Annotated in this window: 12 protein-coding genes and 4 pseudogenes; 14 read left to right on the forward strand and 2 right to left on the reverse strand. The window is 61.2% G+C overall.

Annotated features, from left to right (window positions below):
• Positions 1-3: 3 nt before the first annotated feature.
• Positions 4-1737 (reverse strand): adenylate/guanylate cyclase domain-containing protein, encoded by a 1734-nt coding sequence (locus YUA_RS0105005; RefSeq protein ID WP_198029373.1) that lies wholly within the window; start codon positions 1735-1737, stop codon positions 4-6.
• Between the two features lie 671 nt (positions 1738-2408).
• On the opposite strand from YUA_RS0105005, the gene YUA_RS0105015 reads away from it, so the two are divergent.
• The 9 genes and pseudogenes from YUA_RS0105015 (at position 2409) to YUA_RS0105055 (ending at position 9738) form a co-directional block, all read left to right on the forward strand.
• The gene (locus YUA_RS0105015) at positions 2409-2624 is read left to right on the forward strand and encodes a dodecin family protein (RefSeq protein WP_027529685.1); all 216 of its coding nucleotides are present in this window, start codon (positions 2409-2411) and stop codon (positions 2622-2624) included.
• A gap of 296 nt (positions 2625-2920) precedes the next feature.
• Positions 2921-3163 (forward strand): annotated as a pseudogene (locus tag YUA_RS0105020) (transposase); the annotation flags it as partial.
• 322 nt (positions 3164-3485) lie between these two features.
• Positions 3486-3977 (forward strand): (2Fe-2S)-binding protein, encoded by a 492-nt coding sequence (locus YUA_RS0105025; protein WP_027529687.1) that lies wholly within the window; start codon positions 3486-3488, stop codon positions 3975-3977.
• A complete protein-coding gene (locus YUA_RS0105030; RefSeq protein ID WP_027529688.1) occupies positions 3974-4990 on the forward strand; it encodes a xanthine dehydrogenase family protein subunit M in 1017 nt (338 codons plus the stop codon). The genes YUA_RS0105025 and YUA_RS0105030 overlap by 4 nt, the downstream gene beginning before the upstream one ends.
• A 7-nt stretch (positions 4991-4997) precedes the next feature.
• Positions 4998-7205, forward strand: a complete 2208-nt coding sequence (locus tag YUA_RS0105035) for a xanthine dehydrogenase family protein molybdopterin-binding subunit (RefSeq protein WP_027529689.1) — start codon at positions 4998-5000, stop codon at positions 7203-7205.
• A 523-nt stretch (positions 7206-7728) separates the two neighbouring features.
• Positions 7729-8181: an Hsp20 family protein gene (locus YUA_RS0105040; protein WP_027529690.1), complete on the forward strand. Its 453-nt coding sequence runs from the start codon at positions 7729-7731 to the stop codon at positions 8179-8181.
• An 83-nt stretch (positions 8182-8264) separates the two neighbouring features.
• Positions 8265-8566 (forward strand): annotated as a pseudogene (locus tag YUA_RS43500) (hypothetical protein).
• A 204-nt stretch (positions 8567-8770) separates the two neighbouring features.
• Positions 8771-9256: an Hsp20/alpha crystallin family protein gene (locus tag YUA_RS0105050; RefSeq protein WP_027529692.1), complete on the forward strand. Its 486-nt coding sequence runs from the start codon at positions 8771-8773 to the stop codon at positions 9254-9256.
• 128 nt (positions 9257-9384) lie between these two features.
• Positions 9385-9738 carry an SPW repeat protein gene (locus YUA_RS0105055; protein WP_027529693.1) on the forward strand — a complete coding sequence of 118 codons (354 nt, stop codon included), beginning with the start codon at positions 9385-9387 and terminating at the stop codon, positions 9736-9738.
• Between the two features lie 264 nt (positions 9739-10002).
• Here the strand turns inward: YUA_RS0105055 and YUA_RS52275 are convergent, their stop codons facing one another.
• A complete protein-coding gene (locus YUA_RS52275) occupies positions 10003-10125 on the reverse strand; it encodes a hypothetical protein (RefSeq protein ID WP_256375358.1) in 123 nt (40 codons plus the stop codon).
• A gap of 29 nt (positions 10126-10154) precedes the next feature.
• Here YUA_RS52275 and YUA_RS43505 point away from each other — a divergent pair.
• From YUA_RS43505 to YUA_RS0105090, 5 genes and pseudogenes are all read left to right on the forward strand, one after another.
• Positions 10155-10589, forward strand: a pseudogene (locus tag YUA_RS43505) (TIM barrel protein); the annotation flags it as partial.
• A gap of 222 nt (positions 10590-10811) precedes the next feature.
• A pseudogene (locus YUA_RS52280) lies at positions 10812-11144 on the forward strand (5-methyltetrahydropteroyltriglutamate--homocysteine methyltransferase); the annotation flags it as partial.
• Positions 11145-11367: 223 nt separating this feature from the next.
• A complete protein-coding gene (locus YUA_RS0105070; protein WP_027529695.1) occupies positions 11368-12423 on the forward strand; it encodes a sugar phosphate isomerase/epimerase in 1056 nt (351 codons plus the stop codon).
• A 14-nt stretch (positions 12424-12437) separates the two neighbouring features.
• Positions 12438-13613, forward strand: coding sequence for a Gfo/Idh/MocA family protein (locus YUA_RS0105075; protein ID WP_027529696.1), 1176 nt, complete (start codon positions 12438-12440; stop codon positions 13611-13613).
• Positions 13614-14637: 1024 nt separating this feature from the next.
• A protein-coding gene (locus YUA_RS0105090; protein ID WP_156947059.1) for an IS3 family transposase occupies positions 14638-15791 on the forward strand; the annotation gives its coding sequence in 2 pieces (ribosomal slippage) (positions 14638-14887 and positions 14887-15791; 1155 coding nt in all).
• The last annotated feature ends 30 nt before the right edge of the window (positions 15792-15821 follow it).

Genomic DNA, 15821 nt, shown 5'->3' on the forward strand with positions numbered 1-15821 from the left:
GCCTCACCCGTTCCACCCCGCCTTACGCAAACCTTCAATGAGGTGAGCGTGGTCTTCTGGCCGAAACCACGGAGCTCTGTTGCGGACATACATATCTAATGCCCCCGCTGCGCGCGAGACGGCCTTTTCCAGCTCTTCCTTCGCTTCCGTTGTGCGGCCAAGCTGGCCCAGCGCCGCCGCGGACCAGCGGTAGATCATCGGAAAATCGGGATACGACCGGATCAGACGTTTTGCGGCCTCAATCGAAGCCTCGTATTCGCCGCAGAAATATAGACCGCAGGCAACGTGTAACAAGCGGACTGCCAGATAGGGGTCGCGGGGATCGAGCCTGATACACGCGTCGAGAGCCGTGACCCCCTCCTTGGGTCGTCCGGCAAAGATCAGCGTTGCGCCTCGATGGCCATGAGCGATCGCCAGATTTGGACTCATGGAGAGAGCACGCTCGATCTCCGCCAGCGCATCGTCAGCCTCGCCGCGTGCCTGCAAGGCCCAGCCAAGGCACGAACGGGCTTCCGCATCGGCACCATCGAGCGCGACCGCCCGTCGGGCCAGGGCCTCCGCCGAGCGTTGCGCGTCTGGCAAGCTTATCTTCTGGTAGAGCGCGGCCGCTTGCAGCTGGTACAGAGCGAGCGCGCTGTAGCTGCCGCCAAAGGTCGGGTCGACATCGATCGCCTGTCTGAAGAATTTCTCTGCGGTCTCATCGTCGTCTGCGGTCGCTTTGCTTAGATGCCACAGGCCGCGCTGATAGGCTGCCCAAGCATCGAGGCTCCCCGGCGGCCTGCGCATGGCGCGTCGGAGCTCGGCATCTGCAATGGCGGGGGCGAGCGCAGTCGTCAGCGCTTCGGTAAGCTCATCCTGCACCGCGAAAACATCCGCGAGATCGCGGTCGTAGCGCTCGGCCCATACATGATTGCTGGTCGCCGCCTCTATGAGCTGCGCGGTCACGCGGATCCGGCTGCCTGCCTTGCGCACGCTACCTTCAAGCACGTAGCGGACGCCGAGCTCGCGCCCGACTTGTCTTACATCAACTGCTCGCCCTTTGTAAGTGAACGACGAGTTCCGCGCGATGACGAACAGCGAGGGATAGCGCGATAGTGCCGTGATCACATCTTCGGCTATACCGTCGGAGACGAATTCCTGCTCGGGGTCGCGGCTCATATTGGTCAGCGGCAGCACGGCGACAGACGGCTTGTCAGGCAACGCGAGCGCCGGAATCTCGCGTTTGGGCGTCGTAGTCCGCGGGCCCGGGTCGATGATGATACGGTAAACGTGAACAGGCCGGGCGATGTTCTTCAGAGTTTGCTCACCCGCTTCCTCAACATCGAACGGCACCTTGTCGCGCGCGTGATTGAAGACAGTCTGAGAGATACAGATGCCGCCGGGTTCGGCGATGCTCTCGAGCCGGGCCGCAATGTTGACGCCGTCTCCAAAGATGTCATGGGCCTCGGCGATGATATCGCCGATATTGAGCCCCACACGGAAGAGAATGCGCCTGTCTTCCGCGTCGTCGCAGGTAAGTTCGTTGATGCGGGACTGGAACTGCATGGCAGCCCGCACCGCTTCGACCGCACTTGGAAACTCAGCCAAAAACCCGTCGCCGGTGTGCTTCACGATGCGGCCGCCGTGCTGCGCAATTGCGGGCTCGACACCTCCGGCGAGGAGTGCCGTCAGCTTGGCGTGCGTTGCCTCTTCGTCATTGTGCATGAGCCGAGAGTAGCCAGCCACGTCGGCGGCCAAGATCGCCGATAATCTACGCTCGACTCGGACCCGCTCTTGCACCATGGCCCGCACCATGGCCCACCAACCAGCAACATTCTACGATGGATCAGACTCCAGCGCCAAACGGGCTCTTACGGTCGTTGCGGCTGAGTCAAAAAGCGTCAGTCGCACTGACCGAGGTTTGTCTGGGATTTGGAAAGAGCGCGAATACGCGCCGTCCTATGCCGTCATCACAGTTTGGGTTACTGGCTTTGGTATCCAAGCGCTCGCAATCTTGAAAGCCGGAGACATTTATCCCTTTGACAAAAGTGATCGTTCGTTGGCTACGCGGAAAGCGCATGGGCCGGTTCATGGTCCGGCAGCATCAGTTCTATGAGTTGCTTGACGATGCCCCGTCCCGGCTTTGCATCGCAATGGTGGCCAAAGGTCTGCTTGTGGGCCAATGGGCGGCATGCAGCGGGGATATTGATCTACGAACAGCAGCCCGCAGCCCGCTTCTTATCGCCTTCGAACGTATTTACACCGTCGAACAGCCGCTTCCGCTTGGCCAGCCCGACAGAGGGCCGCTCGAGTTCTTTCGGCCTCAAGCAGAAAAGCGACAGCCAATCGGACCCTTTTCCGCGGCACCCCGAGACGTGTCAGCGTCGAGATCGTGATGCTAGATTTCCTTCTACCGATAGGAGGACGACATGCCCGATAGCGTCTACAAGGTCATTGAACTGGTCGGCACCAGCACCGACTCATGGGAGAAGGCGGCCGCCAATGCGGTAGAGCAAGCTGCAAAATCGCTCCGAGATCTTCGCATTGCTGAGGTCGTCAAGCTCGATATGCAACTGGATGACAAGGGAAAAGTCGAAGCCTATCGCGCCAAGCTCAACGTATCGTTCAAGTTCGAGGGCTCCTGAGCCTTAGCACCTCGCCCCCACTTGGGCGAGGATGGCTCATTTTGGGCGAGGATGCCTCATTGGAAAAGGCGCGTTGCGCGGTCAGCTCAACCGGACGCTGTGGCCCATCCCGGAAGTGGGCCCTAGTCCGACAGGGACCGGTATACTTTGATGCGAGGGCGCGTGTGGCGCGCGGTAGCCCCCATGTACATGGTCATTCGCAAGTATGCCAAGGTTCGTTCGGTAGCGGACGCCGCTCGTCGCGCCAAGAGCGGCGTCGGTGAGATCCTAAGGCAATCGCAGGGTGCCGCGCTCAGATCTACGAGGGCGCCCGCGAAATGGCGCGTCAGATCGCAAGATCGTGGGAGGGGTCGGACCTCGCGCCGCCTCCGCAAGAAGATCGAGATGCTGTTCGCGCACCTCAAGGCATTCTCAAACTCGACCGTTTGCGGTTACGAGGCCCAAATGGCGCGCGCGACGAGTTCACCCTCGCAGCCACCGCCCAGAACCTCCGCAAGATGGCCAAGTTGATCCCGATGCAAACCCTCAAACCCGCGTAAGGGTCAGCAAAGCCGTTCCGCACATTGACCGGCGCCAATACATCCGACTACTGGCACCTTTTTTCAACGAAATCGGACTCAAACCGACGTTTTCGTGCCCTCTCGAGAATTATCGTCCCAATCCGAGAACAGGGCGCAAGGTCTAACAGCAAGGGCCAGCTTGGCGACCTGAAGGCCAACGGCTTCGTCGCCGCAGGGAATTGTCCTGTATGGAACCAAGTGACCGGCCGTCCGTTGGGCGCTATTGGCCAGCGGAGACGACGCGCTTTCGCGTCAACACGGCTTGATTTCTCGGCTCGGCCTCGGTCGCAGGGAAAGAGTCATGGCTGATGCCGCAAATCAAGTTCCCGACCGCATTCCGATCAATCTTATCGTCAATGGCAACAGGCGCACTCTCGATGTCGTGCCCTGGACCACACTTCTGGACGCTCTGCGTGACCATCTCGCGCTGACCGGCACCAAGAAGGGCTGCGACCACGGTCAATGCGGCGCCTGCACGGTGCTGGTGGACGGACGGCGGATCAATTCCTGCTTGACGCTCGCTGTCATGAAGGATGGCGCGGAGATCACAACCATCGAAGGTTTTGCCCGGGATGGGGCGCTGCATCCTCTGCAGCAGGCCTTCATCGACCACGACGCGTTCCAGTGCGGCTATTGCACGCCGGGACAGATTTGTTCGGCGGCAGGCCTGCTCGCCGAAGGTCACGCCGGGGATGCAGATGAGATCCGGGAACTGATGAGCGGAAATCTCTGTCGCTGCGGCGCCTATCCAAACATCGTCGCAGCAATCCAGCAGGCAATGAGCCGGCCATGATCAATTTCCAGTTTTCCCGGGCCAGAGATGTTGCCGATGCGATCCTCCTGCTCACCGGCCATCCCGGCGCCAAGCTCATTGCCGGCGGCACCAACCTGATCGACCTAATGAAGGAGAATGTCGAACAACCTTCCCGGCTGATCGACATCTCCCGCCTGCCGCTCCGAACGATCGAGGAGACGGCCGACGGAGGACTGCGCGTCGGTGCTTTGGTGCCGAACTCGGGCCTTGCGTACGATCCGCTCATCGAGCAGCGCTATCCGCTGCTTGCCAGCGCCATCCTGGCCGGTGCCTCGGCCCAATTGCGTAACATGGCATCCGTCGGCGGTAACCTGATGCAACGAACGCGTTGCGCCTATTTCTATGACACGGCGACGCCCTGCAACAAACGAACGCGCAGCAGCGGCTGCTCAGCGATTGACGGCCTCAACCGCAACCATGCGATCCTTGGTGCGAGCAACTCCTGCATTGCGACTAATCCGTCGGACATGAGCGTGGCGCTGGCCGCGCTCGATGCGCTCGTGCATATCGCGGGCCCATCCGGCGAGCGCACGATGGCTCTGACCGATTTCCATCGGCTCCCCGGCGAAACGCCCGACATCGATACCAATCTCGAGGCGGATGAGATCATCACGGCGGTCGAATTGCCGCCGCGCGGCTTTGCCAGCAACTACAGCTATCTCAAGATACGCGACCGGCTGTCTTATGCTTTTGCGCTGGTCTCGGTTGCTGCTGTGCTCGAACTCGAGGGTAATGCGATCAGCGAAGCACGCGTGGCCCTTGGCGGCGTGGCCCACAAGCCATGGCGCAGCGCGGAGGCCGAAATGGCCTTGCGCGGCCAGGCGGCAACAGTGGAGCATTTCTCCCGCTTTGCGGATTCCCTACTGCAGGAAGCAAAGGCCCGTTCGCATAACGGCTTCAAGATCGAGCTCGCGCGCCGCGCCATCGTTCGGACATTGATGCAGGCCGCAAGTGCCACACCGCAGTCGCAGGCGCACAAGAAGATCGCATGAGGCAGCCATGAATGCCTACGTCGGAACACCAACGTCTCGCGTCGACGGACGGGCCAAGGTCACTGGGGCCGCCAAATACGCCGGCGAATTCGCGGCCGACGGGCTTCTCCATGGCTTCGTCGTCGCGGCCACCATTCCATGCGGGCGCATTGCCCGGCTCGACACCAGCGAAGCGTTGAAGGTGAAGGGCGTGCTCGACGTGCTCACGCATACGCATCGCCCACCGCTCGCCGGCAAGGACGACGCCTGGAAGGATGAGGTCGCGCCGGCGGAAGGATCGCCCTTCCGGCCGCTCTATGACGACAGCATCAAGTTTAACGGCCAGCCGATCGCGCTGGTCGTGGCGGAGGATTGGGAAACCGCCAAATTCGCCGCGACGCTGGTGCGTGTCGAATATCGGGAGGAGCAGGCGTTTGCGACCGATCTCGACGCCGGGCGCAGCAAGGCGACTGAGGTGAAGCAGCCGCACGAGCCGCGCGGCGATGCTGTAGGAGCGCTCGCCAAAGCTGCCGTACGGCACGATGCGGATTACCTCATTCCGACCGAGCATCACAACCCAATGGAGCTCTTTGCCTCCACGGTCGTCTGGGACAGCAGCGGCAGGCTCACGGTCTACGACAAGACACAAGGCGTCCAGAACGTCCACAAGTTTCTGTGCAGCGTGTTCGACAAGAAGCCGGACGATATCCGGGTGCTCTCGCCCTATGTCGGCGGCGCCTTCGGCTCCGGCCTGCGGCCGCAATATCAGGTGGTGCTGGCAATGCTCGCTGCGCTCGCTCTGAGGCGATCCGTTCGCGTCGTGCTGACGCGGCAGCAGATGTACGGGCTCGGCCACCGTCCGGCAACGATCGAGCACGTCGGCCTCGGCGCCAAGTCCGACGGTACGCTTGAGGCGGTGACGCACGAGGCAACCGCCGTCACCTCTCGGTACGAAGATTTCGCCCGCAACGACAGCGGCTGGGCTGAACAGCTCTACAAGAGCCCGAACAGCCGCTATTCCCACAAGCTCGTCCGCCTCGACGTCTCCACGCCCTGCGACATGCGCGCGCCAGGCGCCGCTTCGGGCGTCTGCGCGCTCGAATGCGCCATGGACGAGCTGGCCGTCGCGCTCAAGCTCGACCCGATCGAATTGCGGCTGAAGTGCTACTCCGATCGCGACCAGAGCGAAGACCTGCCCTACACCAGCAAGCAGCTGCGCGAATGCTACGCCCGCGGCGCGGAAGCCTTCGGGTGGAGCAAGCGCAATCCCGCGTCCCGTTCAATGCGCGACGGCAAGGAGCTGGTTGGCTGGGGCATGGCGACAGGCGTGTGGGAGGCGCTGCAGATGCCGGTGGCAGCCCGCATCGGGCTGACTGCCAACGGTCATGCCGAGGTGTCTTGCGCGGCGTCCGACATCGGCACCGGCACGTACACCATCGTGGCGCAGGTGGCGGCCGATGCGCTCGGGCTGCCGATCGAGAACATCGACGTCAGGCTCGCCGACTCGACGTTGCCCCAAGCTCCGGTAGAGGGCGGCTCTTGGATGGCCGCGTCGAGCGCGCATGCGGTGTTGGGGGCGGCCGATGACATTCGCCAGGAGCTCATACGTCTCGCCAGTGCAATGCCGTCTTCGCCGCTCGCCGGTGTCGATGTGGCCGATGTCATCCTTGTCGGCGGCACAATAGCCAAGGCCGGCGACATGGGCAGTGCCGTCTCGATCGCTGATGCTATGCGCCATGGCAAGTTGGAGCGCATCGAGAAGCAGAAGCTCAATCATTTCGCAGAGGACAAGTCGTACGCCCGCAACACCCACTCGGCCGTCTTCGCCGAGGTGAAGGTTGACGAGCAGCTCGGCGTCATCCGCGTCACGCGGGTAGTGAGCGCCGTCGCTGCCGGGCGGATCCTGAACACCAAGACCGGTCGCAGTCAGATCATGGGTGGCGTGGTCTGGGGCATCGGGATGGCCTTGCACGAGGAGACCGTGATGGATCACCGTTTCGGTCGGATCATGAACGCAAACATCGCCGAGTACCACATTCCGGTGAATGCCGACGTTCAAGACATCGACGTTATCTTCGTCGAGGAGCGGGATGACCGCATTAACACGCTGGGCGTCAAGGGCCTCGGCGAAATTGGTATCGTCGGCGTTCCTGCGGCAATTGCGAATGCTATCTATCATGCCACCGGCAAGCGCATTCGCCGCTTTCCCGTCACGCTGGACAAGTTGCTCGCCTGACGTGCCGGACCAACTTCGCGACAGCGGCTGCACCGGGGTATCAGTTTTGAAGGGCCGAGCCATTCCCCGGTCAAGTCGTGGCTTTCAGAAAGGTTTTAACCGCCGCTTCCTCAATGTCCCGAGTGATGCCGATCGACGGGCGAGGGCCCTGCGGCCCGTTTTCCAGCTGATCAACGCCGCGAGAAAGATTGTCGCCCTCAACAATTGACCAAGTCGAATTCACACTTGGGCGACGACTGGCTGGCCGCTATAGCGGGCCGTGCAATGTCGGCCGAACGGATCTCGGATCACGTGCACCCTCAGGCGCTTGCTAGGACGCTTCGCGCCAAACCATGTGTTAACCAGACGAGTCGCTGGCGGAAATTTTTTTGACGCCCCCTTGAAACTTTTTTCGGCCTTCCAAATTTTTTTGGTGTCGCCATCACGGCGACCGGGATGCCCTCGGGGTCCCGCGAATGAGACGGGCGCCCGGACGGTGTCCGGAGCCTGCTCGTAGCCATCTTGCTCCAAGGAGGATTTGGATATGAGGTATGATTGGACTCCCCTCTGGAGGTCGACGATCGGATTCGACCGCCTTTTCGACGTTCTCGACGAGGTCCAGCGGACCGCCGAAGAGAGCTATCCCCCCTATAACATCGAACGTCTCGAGGAGAACCGCTTCCAGATCTCGGTGGCGCTCGCCGGATTTACCCCGGACGAAGTCGCACTGATGGTCGAGCAGAACGTCCTGACCCTCGAGGGCCGCAAGAACGAGAAGGAAGAGAAGACCTTCCTGCATCGCGGCATCTCGGCGCGCAACTTCAAGCGCCAGTTCACGCTCGCCGACCACGTAGAGGTCAAAGGCGCCCGCTTCGAAAACGGTCTGCTCGTCATCGAGCTGCAGCGGGAAATCTCCGAGGCGATGAAGCCGCGCCGCATCGCGATCAATGGTATCGCCCCGAGCAACGTCAGCCAGATCGAAGCCAAGGCCGCCTGAACCGGACACGGCTTTACTCGATCGACGCCGCGCGGGGTCATCCGCGCGGCAACTCCCAACTCCTCTCAGAACTGGAGGCAGCTATGCGGCCGACGACCGCTTCTTACGACAACATTGTCGATTTCAACTCTTTCCTTCATCCGGGCACCGCGTTCGAGCATCCGCGGGACGTGCTCGCTCACCCGAAGCTCAGCCTTTCCCAGAAGCGCGCCATCCTCGCCTCATGGGCATCGGATGCGTCCGCGATCGCATCCTGCCCATCACTCCGGGCCCCTGAAGGACTGAAGGCACCGAAGCGCTCTGCGCGCTGGACGAAGGCCCGCGGCACCCGCCCGGCGGCAAGCCAATACGCCTGCGGTCCGTCGCGCGGTGCGGCGCTGTTTAGGAGGGAAGCCATGGAAGAAGTCAATTTGCCGCGCCATGTCATCGAGACACTGGAGAAGAGGTGGGCGCGAAGCCTGCAGCGGCAGGCCGTCACATGGCGGACTGACGGACTTCCGCTCATGGCAGTCGAACGCGTGTGCGCCATACGTCGCGCGCGGCTGAGTTTTTGCCAAGTGAGCATGAAGAAACAGAAAGGAGGATAACCATGGCACTACGCGATCTCATTCCGTGGAACAACGGCTCTCCGGATCTGAGCCCGCATCGCAGTGAGCCCCATCCGTTCCTCGCGCTTCACCGCGAGATGAATCGGCTGTTTGACGACGCATTCCGCACGTTCGACGTCGCTCCGTTCGGCTCTCAGGCGATCGGATGGCCGAACGTCGAAGTCAACGAGACCGAGGAGGAAGTAAGCGTCGTCGCCGAACTTCCTGGTCTCGAGGAGAAGGACGTCAACGTCGAACTGAGGGATGGTCTGTTGACCATCAGCGGTGAGAAGAGGAGCGAGACCGAAGACAAGGAGCGCCGCTTCAGCGAGCGTTACTACGGGCGCTTCGCACGTTCCATCCCGGTCGATGATGTCGATCAGGACAAGGTTGAGGCATCCTTCAAGAATGGTGTGCTCACCGTGACATTGCCGAAGTTACCCACTGCGCAGCACAAAGTGAAACGGATCGCCATCACCGGCAAGTAACCGCGGGAGGGGCGGGCGCTCCCGCGCTTTCGCCCGCGCCGTTGGGCAACAACCGACCACAGGTCAAGCGACCTCGAGGCGGACTAACAAACGAGAATTGAAAGGAGACAATATAAGGAGTTGCAACGATGATCACCGTCTGGAAAAAAGACATGATTGCCGATGTCGCCAATCTTGTGATCGGTCTTGGCTTGTTCATCTCGCCATGGACCTTCGGGTTCGCCGCTGAAAGTCCCACAAACTGGAATGCCTGGTTGAGCGGCATCCTGATCGCTACCATTGCCGTAGCCGCGCTGGCGATTATCGCCGAATGGCAGATGTGGGCAGCCTTGGCGCGCGGCGTCTGGGTGGCTGTGTCGCCGTGGGTATTATACTTCTCGGCCAAAGCAATGGTCACACCGCTCCACGTCATCGCTGGAATCCTAGTGGTGGCTGTTGCGGCTCTGCGACTCTGGCAGCTGCACCAGAGCCATCCCCCGTGACGGCCTGACGCTCTGCGAGGGAGGATGCGACCAAGCCTCCCTACGCATTTCATCTGCGCGTCTGCGCCATTTTGCTGGCCAAGCTTTTTGCCCGCGAGATAAACGACAATAGGTGCTGCAGTGAAAGGGAACACGCCAATAGCTTTCCCGTCGGCCGTTGCGCCAAGCCGAGACATCCCACTGACATCGCGTTTGTACACGCTTGATAAGAAGCGTCGCCGAGTCGTCGCGGGCGTTACTCCCGAGGAGACGACCGAATTCGAACTATTGGATGCTCAGCTTCCGCTCAATGCCGCGCGCGGCGATCGCGCTGTCCGCGCTGGAAATGTCGCCGTCCGGCGGCAGGCCGATGCTGATCGCCACCCCGGGGCCAAAGAAGCGCGTCAATCGCATGAGGTCGTGCGAAAGGATGACGCGCCAATCTGCTCAACACCACGGCACAAGGGCTTACATTCATTGAGGACAGCGGATCCGACAACATCTTCCTCCATCTCGACACCTTCCATATGAACCTGGAGGAGGCCGATATTGGCCTGGCCATCCGCCGTGCCGCGAACAAGATCGGCTATGTCCATATCGGCGAGAGCCATCGCGGTTTCCTCGGCACCGGGAGCATCGATTTCGCAGCGGTCTTCGACGTGCTCACGGCAATCGGCTACAGGGACGATCTCAGTTTCGAATCTTTCTCCTCCGAGATCGTCGACGGGAACTTGTCCAGGAAGACCGCCATCTGGCGCAATCTGTGGACCGACAATATGGAGCTTGCGCATCATGCTCGTCGCTTCATTGCGCTCGGGTTGGAGACGGCGCGGCGCAAGGCAGAGCTCGTTTCAGCAGCGCAGAAACCGTGAGAGCGCTGGTGCCGCCTGAAGCTTGCCATGGCCGCTGGCGAGACGCTCGCTGTAGCGCGTCGGGAGCTGCCTTTCACAGGCACGCCAGTTGCAGGACGCTTCACAAAAGGAGTCCGAATCTCTTTCCTCGTCAAGAAGGTGTCTCAGTAATCCCGTGAAGGACGAGGGACGTGGGGCTTGAACGGTCGCCCTCAGCAATAACAAGAAGGAGAACCCACGGCTATGCCAACGCACATCCTTCCGACCACGGTGGTCGGCAGCTATCCGCAGCTGGAATGGCCGGTGAATCGCGCCATGTTGTCGAAGGTAGTGCCGCGCACCCGCCTGCACGACATGTGGCGCTTGCCGGTGGAGCATCTAGAAGAAGCGCAGGACGACGCCACCATCGTCGCGATCCGCGACATGGAGCGCGCCGGCATCGACATCGTGACCGATGGCGAAATCCGCCGTGAGAGCTATTCCAATCGCTTCGCCACGGCTTTCGTGCGCCAAGTCGCCCAGCGCGTCGCGGTATTGCATCTCGGCAAGATTTTTACGCGCGGCGGCGGGACTCAGCTTTGGTTCGATCGGCACCGCTGTCCGACGTCGATGCGATGGCGTTGTGGACGGGGGAGATCTTCTGAAGCGGACTCCCCCAGATGCGATTGCCTGGTCTGGGCATTGGGGTGAAAATGCCCGCTCTGTCTCCCGGAACCAGCAGGGGGAGGCGAGTTTTGGTGCGGTATCGAACTCAGCGGGCGCGTGCTGCTGGCGCGTCCAGGGTAGAAGGAGGCAATCGATGAAGATGATCAAGGGACCAGCGATATTCCTCGCTCAGTTCGCTACCGACGCGGCGCCGTTCAACTCCTTCGCCTCGATCTGCGGTTGGGCAGCCTCACTTGGCTACAATGGGGTTCAGATTCCGAGCTGGGACAGGCGGCTGCTCGATCTGAAGAAAGCCTCGGAGTCGCAGACCTACGCCGACGAGGTGAAAGGTATCGCATCTCGTCACGGCCTTTCCATCACTGAGCTCTCGACCCATCTCCAGGGCCAGCTCGTCGCCGTTCATCCGGCCTATGACACGGCGTTCGACGGCTTCGCCGCACCTGAGGTCCGCGGCAATCCGAAGGCGCGCACCGAATGGGCCGTCGACCAGGTCAAGCGCGCGATCTTAGCCTCCAAGCGTCTCGGGCTTACGGTGCATGCGACCTTCTCAGGCGCACTTGCCTGGCCCTATATCTATCCATGGCCGCAGCGTCCGGCCGGTCTCGTCGAGACCGCCTTCGACGAGCTCGCTAAGCGTTGGCGGCCCATCCTAGACTATGCAGATGAGCAAGGCGTTGATCTCGCCTACGAGATCCACCCGGGCGAGGATTTGCACGACGGTGTCTCCTACGAGATGTTCCTCGATCGGGTAAATAACCATAAGCGCGCGAACCTGCTTTACGACCCATCGCACTTCGTGCTGCAGCAGCTCGACTACCTCGACTACATCGACATCTACCACGCGCGTATCAAAGCCTTCCATGTCAAGGACGCCGAGTTCGACCCGACCGGCCGCCAGGGTGTCTACGGCGGCTTCCAAAGCTGGGTCGACCGTGCCGGCCGCTTCCGCTCGCTGGGCGATGGCCAAGTCGATTTCGGCGCAATCTTCTCGAAGCTTACGCAATACGATTACGACAGCTGGGCGGTGCTCGAATGGGAATGCGCGCTGAAGCATCCTGAGCAAGGCGCGCGGGAGGGCGCGGAGTTCATCAAGAGCCATATCATACGGGTCACAGAGAAAGCCTTCGATGATTTCGCAGGCTCCGCCACCGACGATGCAGCGAACCGCAAGATGCTGGGCATCTCCTGAGCGAGAGGAACGATATGGCTATCGAAGCAAGCAACGAAACTGGCGGTCATCGTCGTATTCGGCTCGGCATGGTCGGCGGCGGCCAGGGCGCCTTCATCGGCGCCGTCCACCGCATTGCCGCTCGCATCGACGACCAATTCGAGCTGGTAGCCGGTGCGCTCGCGTCGGATTCGTTCCGATCCAAGGCCTCGGCGAAGGACCTCGGCATCGCCGACGACCGCGCCTATGGCTCCTTCGAAGAGATGGCGAAGGCGGAAGCCGCGCGATCTGACGGCATCGAGGCGGTCTCGATCGTGACGCCCAACCACATGCATAGCCCGGTCGCGAAGGCCTTCCTTGAAGCCGGCATACACGTGATCTGCGACAAGCCACTGACGACGACAGTCGCCGAGGCTGAGGAACTGGTGGCGCTGGTCAGGAAGACGGGCAGGGTCTTCGTGGTGACGCACAATTACACCGGCTATCCCATGGTCCGACAGGCTCGGGCTATGGTCGCGAACGGCGACCTTGGCGAGATCCGTCTCGTTCAGGCCGAGTATCCGCAGGATTGGTTGACGGAGCGGTTGGAGACCAGCGGCCAGAAGCAGGCAGCGTGGCGCACGGACCCCGCTCGTTCCGGCGCCGGCGGGTGCATCGGCGACATCGGCACCCATGCCTACAATCTCGCTTGCTTCGTCACCGGACTCGAGCTCGACGAACTGCTCGCTCAGCTCTCAACCTTCGTCGAGGGACGGCTTCTCGACGACGACGTTCAGATCCTTCTCAGGTGGAAGGGCGGTGCCAAGGGCATGCTGTGGGCGAGTCAGGTCGCCGTCGGCAATGAGAACGGTCTGACGCTGCGTGTCTACGGCAGCAAAGGCGGCCTCGAATGGACACAGGAAAATCCAAATCAGCTCTGGTTCGCGCCCCACGGCCGGCCCAAGCAGCTCCTGACCCGCGGCGGGGCGGGCGCCTTGGTCGAGGCGGGCCGCGTCACCCGCACGCCGTCCGGCCACCCCGAGGGTTACCTTGAAGGTTTCGCAACAATCTATGCCGAGGCGGCGCGGGCCATTCGCGCAGCGGAGACCGGCAGGAAACAGGATCTGGCGGTGATCTTCCCGACCATCGAGGATGGCCTCGCTGGCGTGAAGTTCATCGATGCTGCAGTGAGATCATCAGCAAGCAATGGCGCCTGGGTTCGGATCACGTAACCGAGCGGCCCCGAGATGCGGCAAGCCCGAAGGCGCGGATACTCTCGCGGGCACGTCAGCGCCTTCATGCGGGGTCTCCTGGCGTGATCAGGAGCGTCAGGTCACCGCGTTCCGGACCAGCCGAGTGAATGCTACCACCTCGTAGGCCCTGCAAGTTGACGCCGCGATCCACCAATAGCTGCATGCCACCGCATTCTTCGGACCGGCGATCTCCTGCAGACCTGTCCGACGCTGACCAATGTCAACGATGTCAGAGTGATTCTGGTGGGCTAGTCGTAGCGAGAGCGACGTCAGGTTATGTTGGTAGTCACGCAACAGATCAAGGAAGCGAGGGCCCTTCTCAGTCAGAAACATCCACCACCTCAAGAAAACTCAATCACTTACAAGTTGCTCCCTGCGTTCGGGACGCAATGGCTTGCTTTGAGATGGTTGCACGTCCAGGATTTGAACCTGCTTTGCTCGCGCTTTTCATTTGGAAACAACTGCCAAGCTATTGATATTGCTAGAGCGAGATCGAGCGTTTTTTTCCAAATGCGCGTTGAAACTATTAAATAATCAAACTGATTTTGATTCCGCCATTCGGAGGTTCGATCCCTCCCGCCCCAGCCAGCACTTAAGCCACTGAGCTCACTATATTAACAACTGTGGTCCCGGCCAAATTTTTGGACGCGTTCGGAAATAGAGATTGCGAAGCCAGGTCGAGAATCGAACTAAACGGCTTTGCGCGTCATGCAGACCATCGGCTTATCTCCGTAGCTTTCATCCCAACATATACCGCGCAGACAAGTCGGGGCAGGTCCGTTACGTCCTCGTCGTAGAATAGGGTACGGCGGCGAGCAAATCGAACAGCCAATCGAAATGCCCGTTCGTGCGCATTCGGCACCGAGCTGCAACTTGCTAAGCGAACAGGTTCGGGGGGCCATTCGTTCCCTCGACTCGAACCCCCGACGCTGAAGATAAGATCTGAGCTGCTGCCGGTTTGATGGACACCAAGATTGGGTGTTTCATGAAGCCGGAGGTTGTCATGCAGAGACGGAAGTTCAGTCGAGAGTTCAAGGTTGAGGCGGTCAAGCTTGTCAGGGAGCGCGGGGTGTCGGTGGCGCAAGCGGGCCGAGACCTGGGCGTGCATGAGAACGTGCTGCGCAAATGGGTGAAGGAGTTCGGCTCCGACCCTGTGCAGGCCTTCCCCGGCCACGGGCAGATGAAGCCTGAGCAATTGGAAATCGAGCGGCTGCGGCGCGAGGTCACCAAGCTGAAGGCAGAGCGGGACATCCTAAAAAAGGCCGCTGCCTACTTCGCGAAGGAAGCGACATGAAGTTCGTCTTCATCGCGAAGCACCGGAATATCTGGCCGGTGGCATGGCTATGCGAAGCAATGGGCGTGTCGCGGTCGGGCTTCCATGCCTGGCTGAACCGATCGCCCAGCGCCAGATCCCGAAGCGACGAGACGGTAGGCCAGCGGATCAAGGCAAGCTTCCTTGCCAGCGACCGGACCTACGGCGCACGGCGCGTCTGGAGAGACCTTCTGGCGGACGGCGTCGACTGCGGTCTGCATCGGATCGAGCGGCTGATGCGCCTGCAGGCCTTACGGGCGCGGCCAAGGCGCCGGCGCCTGCCGAAGGACGAAGGCAATCGCCAGATAGCGAACGTGCCGGCGAATCTTCTGGATCGTCAGTTTGTGGCCGAGCGGCCGAACCAGAAGTGGATCGCCGACTTCACCTACATCTGGACCGCCGAGGGCTGGCTCTATGTGTCGGCCGTGATCGACCTATTCTCGCGCCGGGTGGTCGGCTGGTCGATGAGCGCCAGCATGACAGCTCAGTTGGTTGCGGACGGCCTTCTGATGGCCATCTGGCGGCGCGGCAAGCCGGATGCCTTGATGCATCATTCCGATCGCGGCAGCCAATACGTCAGCGAACAGTTCCAGCGCTTGATGGCTGACAGCGGCATCGTTTGCAGCATGAGCCGGTCCGGCAATGTGTGGGACAACGCCGCGATGGAGAGCTTCTTCTCGTCGTTGAAGACCGAGCGCACCGAGCGCAAGACCTATCGAACCAGGAACGAGGCAAGAGCAGATGTGTTCGACTACATCGAGCGGTTCTATAACGCCGTCCGGCGTCATTCGACGATCGGATACCTCAGCCCTGTTGAGTTCGAGCGCAAGGTGGGATTAGCTTAACCGGGTGTCCATCAAACCGGCAGCAGCTCA

The sequence above is a fragment of the Bradyrhizobium sp. WSM3983 genome (assembly GCF_000473045.1).
Classification (GTDB): domain Bacteria; phylum Pseudomonadota; class Alphaproteobacteria; order Rhizobiales; family Xanthobacteraceae; genus Bradyrhizobium.